We start from the raw sequence: 20,825 nt of genomic DNA, 5'->3' as shown, positions 1-20,825 counted from the left end.
ATCTCTACCGCCTGCTAATCTGAGCGCCATTATCTGGACACTTCTCCCTTCGACTTTTTTTAGTCTTTATTATTTTTATTATTATCAGTCCGTATTGTTATTATTTTTACGTTCCTTGTTACATTCCATTTTGTTTTTATTATTAAACTTCCATGAGTTTTTTATTATTATCGGCCATCCTGACACTTTTTTATTATTTCCTTTAGTAGCACTAATCTTGTGCTATGTAGTCATGCCGCGCTACTTTCCTTGATAGTAATTTCCGTTTTATTATTGTTGTTTTGCGACAGTGGTTAATTTACTCGTTAATGATTTTGTTACAACTGGTTTATATAACTTTTATTATATTAATTACATTAGGATATTAAACTTAACATAAATTACAACAACTTAAGGTGCAACAAGAAATAAAAAGAAGACTTATCTTACAGCCAAACATGGTCAATGTCTTACATTTAAGCGGGCGATATCGTTAATTTTTGACACAAAAAAAGCAGCCAGGGCTGCTTTTTTAACACATTGTAGTTTATTTATTATTAACTGCTAAATAAATACGACTTTAGTGTAAACCACCTAAGTACTGAGATAGTACTTCAATGTCTTTATCTGTTAATTTCTTTGCAATGTCGCCCATCATGCCATTTAAGTCATTATGACGAGTACCATCACGGAATTTTTCAAGTTGAGACTTGATGTATCCTGGATGCTGAAAAGAAATTTTTGGAAACTTAGCCAGTGACGAGCCATTACCACGTGGACCATGACATGCTGCACATGATGGAATTCCACGCTCTGCGTCGCCTGCTTTAAAAAGCATTTCGCCAACTTCAACAACATCTTTAGGTGTAGCACCTTCAGACATGTTCATTGAAGAAAAATAAGCAGCTAGATCTTTCATGTCTTGCTCGCTAAGTGGCATAGCCATAGCGCTCATTACTGGATCCATACGTCCTTCTTTGCCGCCTGACGTCATACCTAATTTTAAATCCTGAAGTTGCTTAAGGATATAATCTGGATGTTGACCTGCAATTTTAGGGTAAATATTAACCGGCGCATTACCGTCTGGGCCGTGACAAGCCGCACACGTTGCTGATTTTTCTTTACCTGCGTTTACATCGCCATCAAATGCTGTTGCGTTGCTTGCTGACAACGCACCAAGCAATATTGTTAAAGATAGTGCTATTTTTTTCATGGTGAATTCTCTGTTTCCGACCCTGTATCATCTACAATCGTGATGCTGTAATACATATATTCTACACGATAATAAATTCTCTGGCACGTTTTCTACACATATTAAGCTTATAATTTACAGGGTTTTGACTTAGATTAAGCTTTAACATGTTTTAAATGTACCATAGGTGCTGTTTTTAGGTGGTTAAATACGCTTTTTAATACATCCTTTATAGTATAAAATACGCGCCCTGAGTGAATTTGGTTTACTCAACGTTATTTTTTTAAGTTTTAGGAGAGCCTGTGCTCAAATCTCGTATCAAATATAATACTGCGTCTTTCGTAACAAGCGCTCCCGACATTACTAAATTACCTGCTGATACGGGAATTGAAGTTGCGTTTGCCGGTCGCTCCAACGCAGGTAAGTCGAGTGCATTAAATGCATTAACCGATCAAAAACTAGCACGTACAAGTAAAACACCTGGACGTACTCAGCTAATCAATACATTTGATTTAGCTGATGTTGACGATATGCGCCTTATCGATTTACCAGGCTATGGTTTTGCTAAAGTACCAATCGAAATGAAAAAGAAATGGCAGAAGTCGTTAGGCGAATATCTACAAAAGCGTCAAAGCTTAAAAGGCATTGTTATTTTAATGGATATTCGTCATCCATTAAAAGATTTAGACCGCGATTTAATTAATTGGGCTATTGGCAGTGAAATTCCAGTATTGGCTCTATTAACTAAAGCCGACAAGCTAAAGCAAGGTCCTCGTAAATCACAAGTGCTGCAAGTTCGTCGTGAATTAAGTACGCTTGATGGGGATATTACAGTTCATGCATTTTCATCATTAAAAGGCACGGGTTTACCAGAAGTGGCTAAAAAACTAGATGAGTGGTTTTTAGGTCCTGTTATTGCTGTACCACCTACCGATGAAACAATCACAGACGAAACTAACCCAGAAGCCTAAACGCTGGCGTTACGATAAATAAAACTGCTTTCCTGCAGATTTAATAAAATAGCCGAGCTTGTCAGTCTCGGCTTTTTCAGCCCACTGATAAAATACACTTCGCGTAACACGCGCACTACAGCCATAAGGTAGCTTTAAATAAGGTACTTTAGACCCTTTGTAATCTTTTATAACTAAGGGTTGCTGAGGGCTCACTAACCACTGCCTAGCTAAATTATCAATACAACACAACACCGGCCCTTGCGCTGTATTTTCAAAACGCCAATCAACAATAATAAACGGCGCATCATCAACCGTTATTGTTATTTTTTCGGCCGGTGTTTTTAAATAAAATAGCTCACCTTCTTTACATAAAACAGAAGCAAACAGCTTCACCATGGCTAGGCGTGTTATTTCGCTGCCATCGTAAAACCATTTCCCCTCATGATTAATGACAATTGGCAGTTCACCACAATGAGTTGGCTGCCAACTATCAAAAGGTTTGCTTGGCTCGCTTAATTGCTTGCTAAGCTCACTTAAAGAAATCACTGCTTTTTAAGTGTAATTGCAAAAGTAACAGGTACTGCTGTTGCAATTGAAGGTAAGCCCGCTAGCTCTTGCAGCTTTTTAACGCCTTCGGTTACACCAAAATCAGCACTATTAATAATAATAGGTGTTAATGATGATACCGTTAAATCACCACTTTGCGTACTGCTAACGAGTACATCAATTGCCAATGGCTTTTTATTACCGTGAAAATCAAGCTCAGCTTTAATACCCTTCAATACATATTGACCAGGCTTTTCAATATTACTCAGCTCTTTAGTTAAATTTGCAGTTAAAATCGCGTTTGGAAATTTAGCTGCTTCAAACAAAAGTGCTGTTAAACGCTCATTACGAATAGGAATTAAAGTTTCAGCTGATGTTAAATCAACATTAACGCTAAACTCACCTTTATCAGAAAGCATACCTTCAAGGTTAGTAAAATGGTGAGCTTCAGCAATCGAATCTTTTTTAATTGAAACAAAGCTTAGTTGGCTTTTATCATTCACTAGCTGCCAATTGGCCTGAGCAACATTAGAAATAACTAAACTTGATAAAGAAAAACCTGCAATAGCTAATGCTTTAAACATAACGCACTCCTTAGTAATAAAATGAAAAGAATAAAAATAATATCGCTTCGATGGTATCACCTGCGATGTACCCAAACCACCTCGAAATGACGAATGAATAATACAATTGGTATGGCGCAATAAAGAATTAATTAGATAGGATTTTCAGGCGTAAAACAAAAAACGGCCCACCAAACAAGTTGGTAGGCCGGTATAGCAAACTGGGGAGAAGCTATCAATTTGTTGCACCCTTTCAGATGCATCATCAACAGGATGTCCTACAGGATAGGACAGGCGGGACTTTAACAAAAGCACGCATTAAAATACAATCATATTCCTGTAAAACAGCTCGAATTGACGAACATATAACTATTTAATACAAATAGTTGCTTAAATTAACCTTATTTTAACTAAAGCTTGCATATAGCTAATTAAATAGCTGTTATTCGCCATTTTTATTAAACATAAAAAAAGCGCCAAAAGGCGCTTTAATTAAAATGCTCAAATTGCATTAATGGGCTTGTTCCCAGTTGTCACCTTCGTCGGCTTCAACAATAAGCGGCACATCAAGCGCTGCAGCTTGCGACATCAGCTCACAAATATGTTTTGTGTATTCAGGTGCGCAGTCTGTTTTAATTTCAAATACCAATTCATCGTGTACTTGCATTAGTAGCTTAATCGTATTTGGCGCCTGTTCGTGTACCCAGCGGTTAACGCTCAGCATTGCTTTTTTAATAATATCAGCAGCAGTACCTTGCATTGGTGCGTTTATAGCAGCACGTTCGGCTCCTTTTCTGCGCGCCCCATTACGTGCGTTTATTTCTGGCAAATGTAGGCGGCGACCAAATATTGTTTCAACATAGCCATTTTCAGCCGCTTTTTCACGTGTTGTTTCCATGTACTCTAATACACCTGGAAAACGCTCAAAGTACTTATCTATGTAATGCTGCGCTTCATGGCGTGGCACATCTAGTTGACGTGCTAAACCAAATGCAGACATACCGTAAATTAAGCCAAAGTTTACTGCTTTCGCCTTGCGGCGCATATCGGTAGTTACATCATCAAGCTCTACACCAAATACTTCAGCGGCAGTTGCACTGTGTACATCTAAGCCGTTAGCAAATGCATTTAATAGACCTTTGTCTTGTGAAAGGTGCGCCATAATACGCAGCTCAATTTGGCTGTAATCGGCAGCGACAATTTTGTAACCATCTGCAGCTATAAACGCTTCACGAATTCGACGCCCTTCTTCTGAACGAATAGGAATATTTTGTAAATTAGGATCGGTTGAACTCAAGCGCCCCGTTGCTGTAATTGCCTGATGATATGACGTATGTACACGCTGGGTTTTCTCATTCACCATTAATGGTAATTTATCAGTATAAGTCGATTTAAGCTTTGATAAACCACGATGCTCTATAATTACTTTAGGTAGTGGATAATCATGAGCAAGCTCTTGCAATACTTCTTCTGCGGTAGAAGGTGCACCTTTAGGTGTTTTTTTGATAATAGGCAGGCCAAGCTTTTCAAACAACAATACTTGTAGTTGCTTAGGAGAGCTTAAATTAAATGGTTCGCCTGCTATTTCAAATGCTTCTTTTTCAAGCTCAATTAAACGCTCGCCTAATCGTTGGCTATGTGCTGCAAGCATATTGCTATCTATTGCAACACCGGTTCGTTCAATATCAGAAATCACACTAACAAGTGGCATTTCTATATCTTCGAATACAGATTTTAGCTTTTCATCAGCCGCTATTTTTGGCCAAAGCACTTCATGTAGGCGTAAAGTAATATCGGCATCTTCTGCAGCGTAAGGCGCAGCTTTTTCAAGTTCAATTTGGTTAAAGGTAAGTTGCTTTTTACCTTTGCCAGCAATATCTTCAAAGCTAATATTTTTATGACCTAGATATTTAAGTGCTAGCGAGTCCATATCGTGGCGTGTACCCACACTATTAAATACGTATGACTCAAGCATGGTGTCAAACTTAATACCATTTAGCGCAAAACCTGCATTCGCTAATACACTTTTGTCGTATTTAAGGTTTTGCCCTACTTTAGCTTTGTTTTCATCGGCCAAAATTGGACCTAGCTTTTGCATTACAAATTCCAGACTTAATTGCTCAGGCGCACCCGGGTAGTCATGCGCTAGAGGTAAATACACAGCTTCACCCGTTTTTACGGCAAAACTCATACCCACTAATTGCGCTTTCATGTAATCAAGGCTGGTAGTTTCTGTATCAAATGCAAATAACTCGGCACTATTTAATTGCTCTATTAACGTATCAAATTGCGCTTGCGTTAAAATAGTTTCGTAATGGGCATCTTCTACTTTTGGTAATTCAGTGGCTTCGGTAGGTACAGCTAGATGCGTTTCTGCATCTTTAGGATTATCAAGTAACTCAGCTAACCAACGACGGAATTCGCACTCACCATATAATGCAATTAATTCGTCTTTGTTAGGCTCTTGAAGTTTGAATGTGTCAAGGTCAGATTCCACTTCAACATCGCACTTAATTGTCGCAAGTTCGTAGCTCAAAGGAAGATGATCAAGCGCAATTGCTAACTTTTCACCTATTTTACCTTTAATCTCACTGGCATGATCCATCACACCTTGAAGAGAGCCATATTTTTCTAACCATTTAACCGCAGTTTTAGGACCACAGCCTTCAACACCTGGGATATTATCGACCTTATCGCCCATTAGTGCCAAGTAATCGATAATAAGTTCGGGGCCTACACCAAACTTTTCAACTACGGTAACAGGATCTGAAATACTGTCGGTCATCGTGTTTATTAATGTAACGTGTTCATTTACAAGTTGCGCCATATCTTTATCACCAGTGGAGACAAGGACATGCCGTTTTTGCTCAGTTGCAATGCGTGCAAATGTGCCAATAACATCATCAGCTTCAACGCCTTCGATACTAATTAGTGGAAAACCCATCGCTTTGATAATGCTATGTATTGGTGCTATTTGCGTACGTAAGTCATCCGGCATCGGCGGGCGATTTGCCTTATATTCGCTATACATATCGTTACGGAACGTTTTGCCTTTAGCATCAAATATAACCACCATGTGTGAGGGATCATATTGTCTGATCAAGCTTTTAAGCATGTTGATCACGCCATAAATAGCGCCCGTAGCCTCACCTTTAGAATTAGTTAAATGCGGCGGAGAATGATAAGCACGAAATAAATATGACGAGCCATCAACTAAAATAAGTGGGTTTTCGGGGATCTGAGCCATGGTGAATTTGGATCCTAAATGCAAAAAATTAAGGTAATTATAAGCATGCCATAAGGTAGTAAATAAAACGACTGTGAATTACTGTTTATCGTGTTATTAAAACTAGAGCAAGCTGTGGATAAGTGTGTAGATAACAGCCACGAGCTATTCTTCCAAAGCATTATAAAATGCCTAGAAAATACTTTAACTGTATGTTTTAATTTAAAAAAGATAATACGAGGTTCTTTTTTTATTATTTTAAACCAATGTGGAAAAAGGTTTTCTAACGACTGCTTCTGTTGTTATTCACTTTGATTATTCGCGTCCATTTAAATAACCGGAGGAGTATTCTAGCACAATGGATCGAAGATCATAGCGATCCTTTATAATTTTTTTAAAGGCAAAGTGATCGCAAATGGCATAAACCGCAAAACGACTTGCACTGCGAATGATTTTTGTACTAAAAATTTATTTTCGCGAGAAATTTTGAGCATGTTAAACTTCATCCGATCGACTTATAAAAGAGACTTTAGGGGCACAAAAGCATGAAAAACGTAGCAGTAATATTAGCAGGGTCTGGTGTGTACGATGGTAGTGAAATTAATGAAGCAATTTTAACTTTATTACATATAGCCAAAAATGGCGCAATGTATCAGTGTTTTGCACCAGATATTGAGCAACTTCATACCATTAACCATTTAACAGGTGAAGTAATGCCTGATAAACGCAATGTATTAACAGAAGCTGCTCGCATTGCACGAGGTGACATTAAATCGCTGCTTGAACTAGATGTAACTCAGTTTGACGCATTAATTGTACCTGGCGGTTTTGGCGCTGCAAAAAACTTATGTGACTTTGCAATTAAAGGCGTAAAAGCAAATATTAATAAAGACGTACTTAATGCTTGTAAATCATTTGCAAAAGAAAATAAGCCTGCTGGTTATATGTGTATTGCACCCGCTTTGATCCCATTTATTTACGATAACGCTGTACTTACTATTGGTAGCGATGCAGAGACAGCACAAGCGCTAAGCACATTAGGCGCTAAACATATAAATTGTGCAGTAGATGATGTTGTTATTGATCAGCCAAATAAGCTAGTTACCACCCCTGCTTATATGCTTGCGCAATCAATTCTTGAAGCCGATGCAGGGATCGAAAAACTCGTTAGTAGCGTATTATCAATAAATTGATCTTAGGATCTAAAAGTTAATTGTATGACTGTTTGCAATTATTAAATTGCTTAACGAAAAACAGTAAATAATTAAATTTTATTGCGTTAACGCAAAAAGTAGTCAGTTTTATTAATAAAAACGCCTCTTAGCATTTTATAAATTGGCTCAGAGAGTTATAATCGGTTTAATTTCCGTCATCTTTAATCGTGATTGATCACGTTCAAATCGAAGTGAGCAAGGCAAAATGAAAAAATTAACAGCTGCAGCATTATTAATGCTAGCAACCACAGCATACGCACAGCCATATGATAACTCTATGACTGAAGATGCAATTAAAGCACGTCTCGCGCCGGTTGGTGCTGTATACCTTGAAGGCGATAAAGCTGCAGTTGCAGCGGCGCCTACAGGTCCTCGTTCTGGTGAGCAAGTATATCAAGGTGCATGTTTTGCATGTCACGGCACTGGTGCACTAGGCGCGCCTAAATCGCCTGACGATTGGGCTCCACGTATTGCTAAAGGTAAAGATACTTTACTTGAGCATGCGCTAAATGGCTTTAATGCTATGCCTCCAAAGGGTACGTGTATGGATTGTTCTGATGATGAGATAAGCGCTGCTATCGACTTCATGACATCTAAGTAAATACAGCTGAAATACACAAAAAAGGTTTACTTCGGTAAGCCTTTTTTAATACCTAAAATAGTGTTTCTAGCCAGTATGGTAGTACGAATATCAACTTGACGATAAGCGCTAAAAGTGAAAGTATAAGGCTAATAACTATACAATAAAAATAGCCGGTTAGATCATTGGAAGATAAACACCCTGTATCGAGTAAATTAGCGTATCAAAATAAACGTCTTAAAGCGCTACTAAAAAAATACAAACAATCACATCACTTGCAAAATGCGCTGATCCAATTATCAGAGCAAGCTAGTACTGTTGCCGAGCTAACTCTATTATACCCTGCCATCCACGATATTTTACAAAAGTATGTACCGAGTAAAAGCTTTTATGTGGTGCTATTAAATCAACACAGTCAATCATTAGAGCTATCTTACTTCTCAGATGAGAAAGACGGTATTGCTGTTGCCCTTAATCAATCAAATAGCTTTGATGAAGGAGCAACTGGTTATGTGTTTAAGCAAGGTAAAACAACATGCTTTACGAAGAAGCAAATGCAAGACGCTGCAGCCGAAGGCTTATTTAAAGCATTAGGCACACCAGCAGAGCATTGGGTAGGTGTACCTGTTTACCAAGAACATAATATTATTGGTGTATTAGCAGCGCAAAGTTACGATACAAAACAAGGTTATAGTTCACAACAAATACAATTACTCGAGTTTATGTCGCTTTATTTAGCAACTGCGATAGAGCGTGTAAAAAAACGAGAGCTCCTTGAATCGGAAGTAAAAATTCGCACCCGAGCACTCACTCAAAGTAACGATGCATTGAACCTTGAAATAGAGCAACGTAAACGCGCACTTCAACGTCAACAAATTCTGTTCAAAATATCTGAAATAGCAACGCAAGCTAAAAATCTTGATGATGCTTACTTTAAGATACATCAAATAATAAAAACAATTACCTATGCAGAAAACTTATATATTGCACTTTATGATAAAGAGTCTGGCTGGATAAGCTTTCCTTATTGTGTTGATGAATTTAAAGAAAATACACAACCAAGACGCTTTGCTAAAGGTTATAGTGAATTGGTAATAAGCACTGAAGAAACGCAACTAATACACCCATGTAGGGCAAAAGAGTTAATAGAAAGCGGTGTAGTACAAAGAGCCAAGCCTGTACAAAAAGAGCAAATGGCCACCAGTTGGCTAGGCGCTCCACTTAAAACCGCTCAAGGTGTTATCGGCCTTATTGTTTGCCAAGCTTACGATAATAAACATATTTTCAGCCAAGATGATTGCGAGTTAATTACCTTTGTATCACATCAAATTGCAGCTGTTTTGCAGGCCAAGCTAGCCAATCAAGCGATTGCAAAAAGCCACCAAGAACTCGAATTTAGAGTAAACGAAAAAACCAAAGAATTGCGCCAAACTAACCTTCACTTACAAATGCAAATTGATGAGCGTAAAAAAATAGAGCAACAGCTTTATCATGATGCACACCATGATTCACTTACTAGCTTACCTAATCGTAGCCTATTTTTAACTCAGCTTGAAAAAACGCTACAACATTATCAACGTTTTCCTGAGCATCACTTTGCCGTTTTATTTATCGATTTAGATAAATTTAAAGATATTAATGACCAGTTGGGCCACCATGCTGGCGATCAGTTTTTAATTAATGTCAGTGAGTTATTCGCCCAATGTATCCGCGAACACGATTTACTAGCACGCTTAGGTGGCGATGAGTTTGTTATTTTATTAACGCATTTAACTGAGCCTCAACAAGCAGAAGATGTTGCAAATCGCATTATCGACTTAATGGAAAAGCCTTTTTGCCTTAAAGGGGAATATTTACAAAGTGGTGCAAGTATAGGGATAACCTATTCAAAGAAAAGCTATATGCATACGGATGAAATTATTCGTGATGCTGATGCCGCAATGTATCACGCTAAAAACTCAGGAAAAAATCGCTACGAGCTATTTCATCCGCTACTAACACAATCAATACCTGCGCAGGCTCTAAAAGCACAACATCACCTTGATATATTACCTATGAGCTTTAGAGGCTCAGAAATAATTACGCTTGATGAGCAGCATCAGTCTGAATCTTTATTTGAAGCATTTGGTGAACACCCAATACTTGGCTTTACTAGCTTTGATATTTTGAAAAAGTTTGCATCAGATAAAGAACAGCACCTCGAGATAGAGTTACAATTATTACAACGCGCTTATGCACAAGCAATTACCGCAAATGTAACTATGGCGCTGGTTCCTTGTTCTGGTTTACTACTTGAGGAGTACGAATTTGTTTTATTTACAGATACGCTAAATAAACAACAAGGACATAGCCAGCTCTGTTTGCTATTTGATGAGCAAGAGATTCGCCATGCAAGTGCAACACAAATAAAAAACCTCAAAAAGCTGCCGCAACTAGGCTATTCGATTGGTTTAAACAATTTTGCTAAAGATAGATGCGAACTGAATTTACTAACCGATATTAACTTTGATTATCTGCTACTTAGCTCGACCTTTAGTAAACGTGTTTTACAACAAGAAAGTTACGATTTTCAGCTACAAGGTGTGCTAGCAATTACGAAGCTCAAAGCAATGAAAGTCATTGCTAAAGGGCCATCAATACTCAATTTTAGGGCTTTACTAGACAAGCACGGTTTGGCATTTTTTGTGGGAAAACAACACGCTCTAGTGTGTTCTGAGTTACCTGAAATACAAGCAACCCAGTCTTTATAAAATTAGCCTGAGGTATTACTCAGGCTTTTTAAACATTGCACGAAGGTTAGCGACCCTTGCTTGGCCTTTTTCCATTCGCTCTGCTTGCGTATTTGGCGCTTTTTTGTTTTCGAACGCGAGATCGTCCTGCGGTAACTCTTGTACAAATCGGCTTAACTCAGTTTGTGAGGTTTCACCAAATTGACGACGTATTTTTGCATAAGTAAGTGTTAACTCCTGCTGTGCACGAGTAATACCAACATAAGCTAAGCGGCGTTCTTCATCTACGTTATCTTCATCAATACTTACCTGATGCGGGAGTAAGCCCTCCTCCATGCCTACCATAAATACATATGGATACTCTAAGCCCTTTGATGCATGTAGTGTTGATAAGTGCACTGCATCGGTTTCATCTTCTTCTTCGTTGCGCTCTAGCATATCCCGAAGGGTTAGCTTGCTAACAACCTCAGCTAATGTCATTGGTTCGTTGTCGGCATCACCGGTCAACATATCGGTGATCCAGCGATACAATTCAGATACGTTTTTCATACGCATTTCAGCGGCTTTTGCGCTCGGTGACGACTCGTACAAATATGCCTCGTAATTAATGTTACGCACTAAGTCTTTAACAGCTTCGAGCGTATCACCACGTACTGCGTTATCAGATAGCTCAACAACCCAGCGTGCAAACCCAGCAAGCGCATTAAAGCCACGCCCTTTTAATCTATAACCTAAATCGTTATCAAAACAAGTAGCAAATAAGCTCACGTGTTTTTCGTTAGCGAGCGTTCCAAGCTTTTCAAGTGTGACCGTGCCTATTTCGCGTCGTGGTGTATTTACAATACGTAAAAATGCATTGTCATCATCTTGATTAACTAGCAAACGTAAATACGCCATAATATCTTTAATTTCTGAACGAGCGAAAAACGACATACCGCCACTAATTTTATAAGGGATACGGTTACTCATTAATGACTTTTCAAAGCCACGTGCTTGATGATTACCACGATATAAAATCGCGTAATCTTTATAGCTTGTGCGCTTCATAAACTTATGCGAAATTATTTCAGCAACTACGCGTTCAGATTCATGCTCTTCATCGCGGCACCCTATTACTTTAATCGGCTCACCATAACCTAGTTCACTAAATAACTTTTTTTCTATGTCATGTGGGTTATTCGCAATTAAAATGTTAGCCGCTTTTAGTATTCGTCCTGCACTTCGATAGTTTTGCTCAAGCTTTATAAGTCTAAGCCCTGGGTAGTCTTTACCTAATAACACTAAGTTTTGTGGGCGAGCACCACGCCATGAGTAAATTGATTGATCGTCATCACCTACCACAGTAAAACGGGCACGCTCGCCTACTAGCAATTTAACAAGTTGATATTGGCTTGTATTGGTATCTTGATACTCATCCACCAGCAAGTATTTAAAGCGTTGCTGCCAGCGCTCACGAGACGTGGCGTTATTAGTAAGTAACAAAGTAGGGATCATAATTAAATCATCAAAATCCAGTGCGTTATAAGCACGTAGCTGATTTTGATAGCGAGCATACAGCTGTGCAAACAATGCCTTTTGCGCATCACGCGCTTCGCGTATTGCTTGCTCTGGCAGTACTAATTCATTTTTCCAACTACCAATTTCCATTTTAAGTAGTTTGAGTAAGTCTTTGTCTTTTTTTAGCTCATCCTCGGTGAGTTCACTAAGAAGCTGATTAGTATCTTGATCATCAAATAACGAAAAGCCGGGTTTAAACCCTAATGTACTTAACTCTTTTTTTATTATTTCTAAACCAAGTGTATGAAACGTTGATACCCATAAACCTTTAGCGTCTTGTTTACCAAGCGTTTGCAGTACTCGCTCACGCATTTCTTTGGCTGCTTTATTGGTAAAAGTAACGGCGGCTATATTTCGCGCTTTGTACTCACATTTTTTCACTAAATAAGCGATTTTATTAGTAATAACACGGGTTTTACCAGAGCCTGCGCCCGCGAGTACTAAGCAGGGACCACTAATATATTTTACGGCTTCATCTTGTTTAGGATTGAGTTTCATAACGACCAAAGAAATTTAAAAGACGCACAATTTTAACGTAACCATAACTGCGAGCATAGCAATTGCCTTAATTAATTAAGGTAAAGATGATCATGTGTTAAATACCGTGGGTATAAGGTAATATTAGTTATTATTATTTTAGGCCGCATCGAAGGGACAATTATGATCAACCCAGCAAAACTTGAAGAAATTGCTAAGCAAATTACTAGCAATATGCCACAAGGTGTAAAAAACCTAGCAGACACACTCGAAGGTAAAACAAAGCAAGTTTTACAAAACAAGCTTGCTGAGATGGACTTTGTGAGCCGTGAAGAATTTGATGTGCAAAGCCAAGTACTTATTCGTACTCGCGAAAAGTTAACTGAGCTTGAAGCTAAAGTTGCCTTACTTGAGCAACAACTTAGCACTAAAACTGACGCTGAATAATTATACCAATTGCATTAAATTAGTGATCTATTATAGCGATAAGGAAATAGCTCTATAACAAGGCTAAAATTATGATACATAGTTGTTCTATATAAATAATTTTTAACGTAGTTAGTGAGTTATTTAATACGCTAGAATGATCATGTTTTTAATAAAATTGGTATTAATTTAATGTACAAAAAAGGCAGCTTAGGCTGCCTTTTTGCGCTTTACTAAGTTTATTCAAATAGCTCATCAAGTACATAGTAAGATAACTTAACCTGCTGCGCTAAACTCACACTCAGCATTTTTTTCGCAACTTGCTCGCCAGTTATTGGTTTGTAACGCTTTAAAAACGCAAATCGTGTAATAACAGGAAAAATAATACTGCCTATCTTTTCTGCCACTCTAAATTGCTCACGATCACCTAATAATAAAGACGGTTGTAAAATACTTATTTTATCAAAAGGGAGTGCTTTAATATGTTGCTCAAGCTCACCCTTCATTTTTAAATAAGCGCTATTACTGTGCGTGTTCGCCCCGCTTGATGACACTAAGCAGTAATGCGTAACACCATTACATGCCGCTAACTGCGCCGCTATAAACTGATAATCAAAATCTACTTTACGCTGAGCTTGTGTAGAGCCCGCCCGTTTACGGGTTGTGCCCAAACACGAAAACAATACGTCACCTTTAAAAAGCTCAACGTATTGAGTTAATTTTTCAAAATCAATAACGTGATTAACTAGCTTTGCGTGTGTAATAGGCAAAGCCCGACGACTTAACGTAACCACTTTAGTATAACGATCGCTATTAAGTAGCTTATGTAGCAACTCATTACCGACCAAACCTGTAGCACCTATTAATATCGCCGTTTTAGTCATAAATTTATTTATTTTCGCCTACTTTATTAAGTACGTGCTGCACTGCTTTTTTGTAGCTTTGCGTTTCTTCACTCGCGCACGTTACAACAGACTCTAAATCATGAAGGTGGCCGTTTTCTAAACCATAAACCCAACCATGAACGCTTAGCTCTTGGCCGCGTTCCCACGCATCTTGCACAATGTTAGTACGGCATACATTACGTACTTGCTCAATTACATTTAGCTCAATAAGGCGGCTTAAACGTTCGCTTTCTGGCATTGCATCAAGTTGTTCAAGATGCTTTTCTTTTACATCCCCTACGTGGCGTAGCCAATTATCAATAAAGCCGAATTTTGCATTGTTTAAAACGGCTTGTACGCCACCACAGCCATAGTGACCTACTACCATGATATGTTTTACTTTTAAAACCTCTACAGCGTACTGCATAACCGACAAACAGTTATGGTCAGTGTGTACAACCACGTTAGCAACGTTACGATGTACAAATAATTCGCCTGGTAATAAATCAACTATTTGATTAGCAGGTACACGAGAGTCTGAACAACCAATCCATAGATACTCTGGATTTTGTTGCATTGATAAAATTTTAAAAAACTCAGGATCAGCTTCGCTTGTACGTGCAGCCCAACGTTTATTGTTATCGAATAAATTTTTTAACTTTCTCATTGCATCTCTTATTAAGTCGAGGACGGAAATTTAATGGATATTAGCAAGAATCAAAATATTACGAGGCGTTAACTGCTTTTCACAAAAAGTATTCACGCTCACCTGATAGCCTTGCTGTTGCAAATATAAAGCACGATCGAGCACAAGCCAAACCTCAATTGCCCTTCTGAACACATGTCGAACCAGTTCAACTCGGTCAGTTACTTTTTTTCGAGCCTGCCCTATTAATAAATATCCATGATAATCAGCATCTTGCGGTATTTTTATTGCCTTTTTGTCTGCAGCCCATGCACAAAATGATTTAAATGAATCTGAGAATATAGCTTTGTTAACCGAAGGTACGCTTACATAATATTGCTCGCCAGTAATCGATTTTCTAAGTGCGTCAAAACCAAGCCGCCATTCTAGTTCTGTTTTGCGTACTTTTTCCAGGCGAGAAGGTGCTGTAACGGTTTCTTGTAATGCGAGCTTTAAATCGCGATGCGTTAGGTTAAGCTTGCTTTGATTTGCAACCTCACTCATTGCACGGTACTCATTAGCCGTAAATAAATGATAGCAACAAGGTGAAAAGCTAATTTGTTGAACTTTCGCCAAACTTGCTTGGCGCATAAATGCTTGGTGCAAACCACCACATGCGTGTAGCGCTACGGCATGCATATCAGCATTAAAAAATTGAGTGATATCGTCTTTTAATACATCTGCTTGGCTAAAATGCATTGCTAAGCCTTGTTGCTGTGCACTTTTTTGCCCTTGCTCGCATAAGCTTTGTTGCAGCTCAATACTATGCACATTACTTGCGCCATTAAAAGCAAGCATTCGCCCTAAGTGCCCTTTACCCGCACACCACTCTAAAACCGGTTGCTTAGTAGTAGGTAATGCAGATACAAAATCTTGTAACTGATCAAACTTACGACCTTTAATCCCGTTACTTATCCAAAATGGATAGTCGACTCGAGACTGTGCAGAGCTAGGTAACTCACATAGCTTAGCAAGTTCATCAAGTTGGTTTATGTGTTGGCTAAAAAATTTGTATAGCTGATTTTGATCATTATCAAGAACTGTTACCTGATCATCAGTTAGTTCGTTAAGCATGCCTTGCAGCTCTGGCCAAGGAATAGTGTCAAAATCAAACGCGGTGCACTGCCAATACTGACGATGGCTCATTAAAAGTGAATCAAGTGCAAAAAATTGCTCGGCTAAAGTCATAACAGCTTAAAAAATAAAAAGACAATTAATTATATCAGCTCAGTGAGTTCTCATTAAGCAGTTATTTTTGGCTAAAAATCAGCCGTAAATACAAAGGTATTGAAATAACACTTACCAAAATAGCGGCTATGAGCATCCAAGATAATTGCATCTTTTCGGGTTCTTGGTATTTATAAATAAAGTGAGATTTTACTTCGTCAAATTCGTTTTGCTGTATGCCATATAAGTCAGCAATTAAGCGCCATTTTGCTATCGACATATGCCCTAAACTAGTGGTGGGTGGAGTTATATAACTTTTTAGTACTTCAGCCTCAAAGGCGAGCTGATGAAAGCTTTTGCTCGGCGCATAGTTTTGCTGGGTGACTGCAATGGCTTCATCCATATTCATCATTGCATAGCGCCAACCTTTTAGGCTCGCTTGGTAGAATTTTTCGACCGTTTGCGGACTTTTCTTAAGCATGTTTTCGCTGGTAAATAAAATGTCGCTATACACGTCCATTCCATATCGCTGTGGGCAAACAAGCCGATGGGCTACGCCTTGCTGAGTCATATAATAAGGCTCTGTAGTAACATACACTTGCATAGCATCTAGTTTGTTTTCAATCCAAGCCTGAGCTGGGTTCCCGCCATCGTAAACTTTGAGATTACCTACTTCTACACCGCTGCGTTTAAGCATAACAAGTAACTCGGTGCTATCTTTAAGACTCACCGCTGTAATGCGCTTATTAACGAAGTCACGTGGGTGAAAAATATCAGAGGTGTCTTTTACCATCCAGCAATAAGGTGAAAACTGCAGTAAAGCAGCCATAGCAACAAGAGGCTGACCATTAATACGCTGCTGCAAAATACCAGAATGCCCTACGCCAAATTGCGCTTCACCACTTGCAACAGGGCCAAAAGTATCAGGTTTCATTGGATTAGCTTGTTTAATGGTGACATCAAGGCCAACATCATTATAAAAACCTTTTTGCTTTGCCATATAATAACCGGCAAACTGAAATTGATGTGTCCATTTTAACTGTAATGTAACTGATTCTTGCGCCATTATATGGCTGCAAAAAAAGCACAATCCAATGATTAATCCTTTAAATAGCAACGAGGTGTCCTCAAAAGCATGACGATTACCTGTAACTATATGTAAAACGTGTGATAAAGCAAGCACCCTAGTTAGGTGCCTGCCTTTAAAGAAGGGTTATACTGAGGCGAGTTTTTCGACTTTTTCTGCTTGCGGTTTTGATGTTAAAAATTGGGTAAAACACGGGTTTTGTGTTTCATCTTGTACACTGTAACCTAAGCGATTTAAATGCTCGTTAAACATCTCATACTGACTCGGCTCAATAGCAAAACCGGCTAGTACATTCCCCATAGAACCACCGTGATTACGATAATGAAACAAGGTAATGTTCCAATTACTGCCTAAAGTATCTAAAAAGCGTGCAAGTGCGCCCGGATATTCAGGAAACTCAAAGCGAAGTAGACGTTCATGTAATTGCTCTGGCGCTTTGCCCCCAACCATGTAGCGCACATGTAATTTAGCGAGTTCGTTGTCTGATAGATCGCAAAATTTATAGTCGTTACTTGTTAAGTCTTGCTTTAGCTCATTAAGCTCTTGCTCGCCTTGGCGCAGGGCAATACCTACAAATATCTGCGCTTCACCAGGTCCTGCATAGCGGTAGTTAAACTCAGTAATAGCACGGCCACCTAAAGAAGCACAAAACTGCTTAAAGCTGCCTTTTTCTTCTTTAATAGTAACAGCTAATAACGCTTCGTTTTTTTCACCCAGCGCAGTACGCTCTGCTACATAACGCAGGCGATCAAAGTTTAAATTAGCACCCGATAAAACAGCGGCTAAGTGCAACCCTTTTAATCCCGATTGCTGACTCCACTTTTTAAGCCCAGCTGTTGCAAGGGCACCTGATGGTTCTGCAATTGCACGCGTAGATACAAAAATATCCTGCATGGCTGCACATATTTCGTCGCTAGTTACTGTAACAACCTCATCACAAAACTTTTGCGCTAAACGAAACGTTTCAGTACCAATAATTTTAACCGCTACGCCATCGGCAAAACTACCAACGCGATCAAGCTCTACTGGCTTACCGGCTTCAAGTGCTGCTTGTAAACATGCACTTTCGTCGGCTTCTACACCAATTACTTTTATATCTGGACGCAACGATTTAATGTAAACCGCCATACCAGCAAGTAAACCACCACCGCCAACAGGAATAAACACAGCATCAAGCTCATTTAATTGCTGCATTAACTCGCGTGCTACAGTGCCTTGACCAACAATAACGTCTGGGTCATCAAACGGTGGTACAAATATACCGTTACGCTGCTCTGTAAGCTCAAGCGCATATGCTTTTGCTGCATCAAAATGATGGCCATGTAATACAACTTCACCGCCAAGTGCACGGACTGCGCTGACTTTTATTTCAGGTGTTGTTACTGGCATTACAATAGTTGCTTGATGCCCAAGGTGAGATGCACTTAATGCAACCCCTTGGGCATGATTACCCGCAGAAGCAGTGATAACCACTGAGCCTTTAGGTAATTTATTTAATTTGTTATACGCACCGCGTAACTTAAATGAGTACACGGGCTGTTGGTCTTCACGCTTTAACCAAACATGATTACCTAGCTTTTTACTGAGTTCAGCCATTTCGCTGACCTCAGTAACTTTAGCCAAAGGCTCCATGTTTGCTTGAATAATAGCGCGAAAATAATCGAGCTCTTGAGAGACCATAATTAACTAAGCGCCTCCAATTTAGCTAAATCGCGCACTGCGCCTTTGTCGGCACTTGTTGCAAGTAATGCATATGCTTTTAAAGCTGACGATACATAGCGCTCACGATCAACTGGTTTGTATGCTAGTTTTCCGCGCGCTAATTGCTTTTGTTTACGTGCCTCAAGTTCTTCATCGCTTAGCGCTAAAGTGATTTCGCGTGTTGCGATATCAATAATGATTTTATCGCCATTTTCAACATAAGCAATTGCACCACCACTTGCCGCTTCTGGCGACACGTGACCAATTGATAAACCTGACGTACCACCCGAAAAGCGACCATCCGTAATAAGGGCACACTTTTCAGCTAAGCCTTTCGATTTTAAGTAGCTTGTTGGGTATAGCATTTCTTGCATACCAGGACCGCCTTTTGGTCCTTCATAACGAATAACCACTACATCACCGGCTTTTACTTCATTATTTAAAATACCTTCTACCGAATCATCTTGTGATTCGTACACCACTGCGGTGCCTTCAAAATGCAGCATTTCATCAACGACACCTGCACTTTTCACAACACACCCATCAACGGCTAGGTTGCCCGATAGCACAGCCAAACCACCGTCTTGGCGATAAGCGTGTTCAACGCTTCGAATACACCCATTCACACGGTCATTATCGCCTTCATCCCAACGACACTCTTGGCTCATTGCTTTAGTTGTACGAATGCCCGCAGGACCCGCACGATAAAACTTGCGCGCAGCTTCGTTAGTTGGGTCTGTTGCATCCCATTTTTTAACAAGCTCAGCCATCGTTGACCCAGCGACATGATTAACCGACATATCAACTAAACCCGCTTTACCAAGTTCGCGAACAACTGCCATCATGCCACCAGCACGGTGGACATCTTCAATATGGTACTCTGGTGTTGCTGGTGCAACTTTACATAAAAACGGTGTTTTACGAGAAAGCGCATCAATGTGCGACATATCAAAATCAACGCCCGCTTCTTGCGCTGCAGCGAGTAAATGTAATACGGTATTTGACGAGCCGCCCATTGCAATATCAACAACCATTGCATTCATAAAGGCTGTTTTATTGGCAATAGCGCGTGGCAATACATCTTGATTATCTTTTTGATAATACTCACGACATAAATCAACAATACGAGCACCCGCTTCAACATACAGTTGTTTACGGTCTTTATGAGTGGCAAGCGTGGTACCGTTACCCGGAAGTGCTAAGCCTATTGCCTCTAACAAACAGTTCATTGAATTTGCAGTAAACATACCTGAACACGAACCACATGTAGGACACGCAGAACGCTCTACTTGCTCTGAATCTGCATCACTTACCGATTCATCAGCGCCTTTAACCATGGCATCAACTAAATCAAGTTTAATATCGATGTTAGCAAGCTTAGTTTTACCCGCTTCCATTGGACCGCCCGATACAAATATTACCGGTATGTTTAAGCGTAGTGCTGCAAGCATCATCCCTGGAGTGATTTTGTCGCAGTTTGAAATACAGATCATAGCATCGGCGCAGTGACCATTTACCATGTACTCAACCGAATCAGCAATTAAATCGCGCGAAGGCAGCGAATAAAGCATACCGCCGTGTCCCATCGCAATACCATCATCAATCGCAATGGTATTAAATTCTTTAGGAACGCCACCGGCTTGGGTTATTGTCTCACCCATAAGTTCACTAAGCTGATTAAGGTGTACATGTCCTGGTACAAATTGTGTAAACGAGTTAACTACGGCAATAATCGGTTTACCAAAATCAGAGTCTGTCATACCTGTTGCGCGCCATAATGCTCTTGCGCCTGCACGTTTACGTCCTTCAGTTGTTGTTGCACTTCTTAATTTAGCCATAGTTACCTCTGTTTTTGCCGC

At 39.4% G+C, this 20,825-nt stretch carries 16 protein-coding genes; 5 read left to right on the top strand and 11 right to left on the bottom strand.

Features of this window, described 5'->3' with window-relative positions; translation table 11 throughout:
- Window positions 1-559 precede the first annotated feature (559 nt).
- Window positions 560-1,192, bottom strand: a complete 633-nt coding sequence (locus tag WNY98_RS03150; protein ID WP_024600405.1) for a c-type cytochrome — start codon at window positions 1,190-1,192, stop codon at window positions 560-562.
- Between the two features lie 281 nt (window positions 1,193-1,473).
- Between WNY98_RS03150 and yihA the strand changes: the two genes are divergently transcribed.
- Window positions 1,474-2,142: a ribosome biogenesis GTP-binding protein YihA/YsxC gene (gene yihA / locus WNY98_RS03145; protein ID WP_007377272.1), complete on the top strand. Its 669-nt coding sequence runs from the start codon at window positions 1,474-1,476 to the stop codon at window positions 2,140-2,142.
- A 9-nt stretch (window positions 2,143-2,151) separates the two neighbouring features.
- Here yihA and WNY98_RS03140 read toward each other — a convergent pair whose 3' ends face one another.
- From WNY98_RS03140 to polA, 3 genes are all read right to left on the bottom strand, one after another.
- Complete coding sequence (locus WNY98_RS03140; RefSeq protein WP_342877105.1) at window positions 2,152-2,670, bottom strand: DUF1285 domain-containing protein; 519 nt, start codon at window positions 2,668-2,670, stop codon at window positions 2,152-2,154.
- Window positions 2,667-3,254: a YceI family protein gene (locus WNY98_RS03135; protein WP_342877104.1), complete on the bottom strand. Its 588-nt coding sequence runs from the start codon at window positions 3,252-3,254 to the stop codon at window positions 2,667-2,669. Before WNY98_RS03135 ends, WNY98_RS03140 begins: the two co-directional genes overlap by 4 nt.
- 490 nt (window positions 3,255-3,744) lie before the next feature.
- On the bottom strand, window positions 3,745-6,480 hold the full coding sequence (gene polA / locus WNY98_RS03130; protein WP_342877103.1) for a DNA polymerase I: 2,736 nt from the start codon (window positions 6,478-6,480) through the stop codon (window positions 3,745-3,747).
- Window positions 6,481-7,004: 524 nt separating this feature from the next.
- Between polA and elbB the strand changes: the two genes are divergently transcribed.
- From elbB to WNY98_RS03115, 3 genes are all read left to right on the top strand, one after another.
- Window positions 7,005-7,652: an isoprenoid biosynthesis glyoxalase ElbB gene (elbB, locus tag WNY98_RS03125; RefSeq protein ID WP_342877102.1), complete on the top strand. Its 648-nt coding sequence runs from the start codon at window positions 7,005-7,007 to the stop codon at window positions 7,650-7,652.
- 226 nt (window positions 7,653-7,878) lie between these two features.
- A complete protein-coding gene (locus tag WNY98_RS03120) occupies window positions 7,879-8,274 on the top strand; it encodes a cytochrome c5 family protein (protein ID WP_007582093.1) in 396 nt (131 codons plus the stop codon).
- 164 nt (window positions 8,275-8,438) lie between these two features.
- Complete coding sequence (locus WNY98_RS03115; protein WP_342877101.1) at window positions 8,439-11,003, top strand: diguanylate cyclase; 2,565 nt, start codon at window positions 8,439-8,441, stop codon at window positions 11,001-11,003.
- 15 nt (window positions 11,004-11,018) lie between these two features.
- On the opposite strand, the gene rep is transcribed toward WNY98_RS03115, so the two are convergent.
- Window positions 11,019-13,037, bottom strand: a complete 2,019-nt coding sequence (gene rep, locus WNY98_RS03110) for a DNA helicase Rep (protein ID WP_010553826.1) — start codon at window positions 13,035-13,037, stop codon at window positions 11,019-11,021.
- Window positions 13,038-13,199: 162 nt separating this feature from the next.
- Here rep and WNY98_RS03105 point away from each other — a divergent pair, with 162 nt between their 5' ends.
- A complete protein-coding gene (locus WNY98_RS03105; protein WP_024600398.1) occupies window positions 13,200-13,463 on the top strand; it encodes an accessory factor UbiK family protein in 264 nt (87 codons plus the stop codon).
- Window positions 13,464-13,681: 218 nt separating this feature from the next.
- Here the strand turns inward: WNY98_RS03105 and WNY98_RS03100 are convergent, their stop codons facing one another.
- The 6 genes from WNY98_RS03100 to ilvD form a co-directional block, all read right to left on the bottom strand.
- The gene (locus tag WNY98_RS03100; RefSeq protein ID WP_294120963.1) at window positions 13,682-14,326 is read right to left on the bottom strand and encodes an NAD(P)H-binding protein; all 645 of its coding nucleotides are present in this window, start codon (window positions 14,324-14,326) and stop codon (window positions 13,682-13,684) included.
- 4 nt (window positions 14,327-14,330) lie between these two features.
- A complete protein-coding gene (gene can / locus WNY98_RS03095; RefSeq protein WP_007582103.1) occupies window positions 14,331-14,993 on the bottom strand; it encodes a carbonate dehydratase in 663 nt (220 codons plus the stop codon).
- A gap of 30 nt (window positions 14,994-15,023) precedes the next feature.
- On the bottom strand, window positions 15,024-16,199 hold the full coding sequence (locus WNY98_RS03090; RefSeq protein WP_342877100.1) for a methyltransferase: 1,176 nt from the start codon (window positions 16,197-16,199) through the stop codon (window positions 15,024-15,026).
- A gap of 61 nt (window positions 16,200-16,260) precedes the next feature.
- Entirely contained in the window at window positions 16,261-17,244 is a 984-nt protein-coding gene (locus WNY98_RS03085) for an ABC transporter substrate-binding protein (RefSeq protein WP_342877099.1), read from the bottom strand.
- Window positions 17,245-17,391: 147 nt separating this feature from the next.
- Window positions 17,392-18,945: a threonine ammonia-lyase, biosynthetic gene (gene ilvA, locus WNY98_RS03080; RefSeq protein WP_342877098.1), complete on the bottom strand. Its 1,554-nt coding sequence runs from the start codon at window positions 18,943-18,945 to the stop codon at window positions 17,392-17,394.
- Between the two features lie 2 nt (window positions 18,946-18,947).
- Complete coding sequence (gene ilvD, locus WNY98_RS03075) at window positions 18,948-20,804, bottom strand: dihydroxy-acid dehydratase (RefSeq protein WP_342877097.1); 1,857 nt, start codon at window positions 20,802-20,804, stop codon at window positions 18,948-18,950.
- Window positions 20,805-20,825: the final 21 nt, after the last annotated feature.

The sequence above is a fragment of the Pseudoalteromonas sp. AS71 genome (assembly GCF_038900275.1).
Taxonomy (GTDB): Bacteria; Pseudomonadota; Gammaproteobacteria; order Enterobacterales; family Alteromonadaceae; genus Pseudoalteromonas.
Note: the sequence above shows the minus strand (reverse complement) of the source record. Positions and strands in the feature narration are given on the sequence as shown.

What these genes read in the sequence shown, in the direction of transcription:
- WNY98_RS03150 (WP_024600405.1), bottom strand. Translation starts at nt 1,192, where the DNA reads ATGAAAAAAATAGCACTATCTTTAACAATATTGCTTGGTGCGTTGTCA.
- WNY98_RS03135 (WP_342877104.1), bottom strand. Translation starts at nt 3,254, where the DNA reads ATGTTTAAAGCATTAGCTATTGCAGGTTTTTCTTTATCAAGTTTAGTT.
- polA (WP_342877103.1), bottom strand. Translation starts at nt 6,480, where the DNA reads ATGGCTCAGATCCCCGAAAACCCACTTATTTTAGTTGATGGCTCGTCA.
- elbB (WP_342877102.1), top strand. Translation starts at nt 7,005, where the DNA reads ATGAAAAACGTAGCAGTAATATTAGCAGGGTCTGGTGTGTACGATGGT.
- WNY98_RS03120 (WP_007582093.1), top strand. Translation starts at nt 7,879, where the DNA reads ATGAAAAAATTAACAGCTGCAGCATTATTAATGCTAGCAACCACAGCA.
- rep (WP_010553826.1), bottom strand. Translation starts at nt 13,037, where the DNA reads ATGAAACTCAATCCTAAACAAGATGAAGCCGTAAAATATATTAGTGGT.
- WNY98_RS03105 (WP_024600398.1), top strand. Translation starts at nt 13,200, where the DNA reads ATGATCAACCCAGCAAAACTTGAAGAAATTGCTAAGCAAATTACTAGC.
- WNY98_RS03100 (WP_294120963.1), bottom strand. Translation starts at nt 14,326, where the DNA reads ATGACTAAAACGGCGATATTAATAGGTGCTACAGGTTTGGTCGGTAAT.
- can (WP_007582103.1), bottom strand. Translation starts at nt 14,993, where the DNA reads ATGAGAAAGTTAAAAAATTTATTCGATAACAATAAACGTTGGGCTGCA.
- WNY98_RS03090 (WP_342877100.1), bottom strand. Translation starts at nt 16,199, where the DNA reads ATGACTTTAGCCGAGCAATTTTTTGCACTTGATTCACTTTTAATGAGC.
- WNY98_RS03085 (WP_342877099.1), bottom strand. Translation starts at nt 17,244, where the DNA reads ATGGCGCAAGAATCAGTTACATTACAGTTAAAATGGACACATCAATTT.
- ilvA (WP_342877098.1), bottom strand. Translation starts at nt 18,945, where the DNA reads ATGGTCTCTCAAGAGCTCGATTATTTTCGCGCTATTATTCAAGCAAAC.
- ilvD (WP_342877097.1), bottom strand. Translation starts at nt 20,804, where the DNA reads ATGGCTAAATTAAGAAGTGCAACAACAACTGAAGGACGTAAACGTGCA.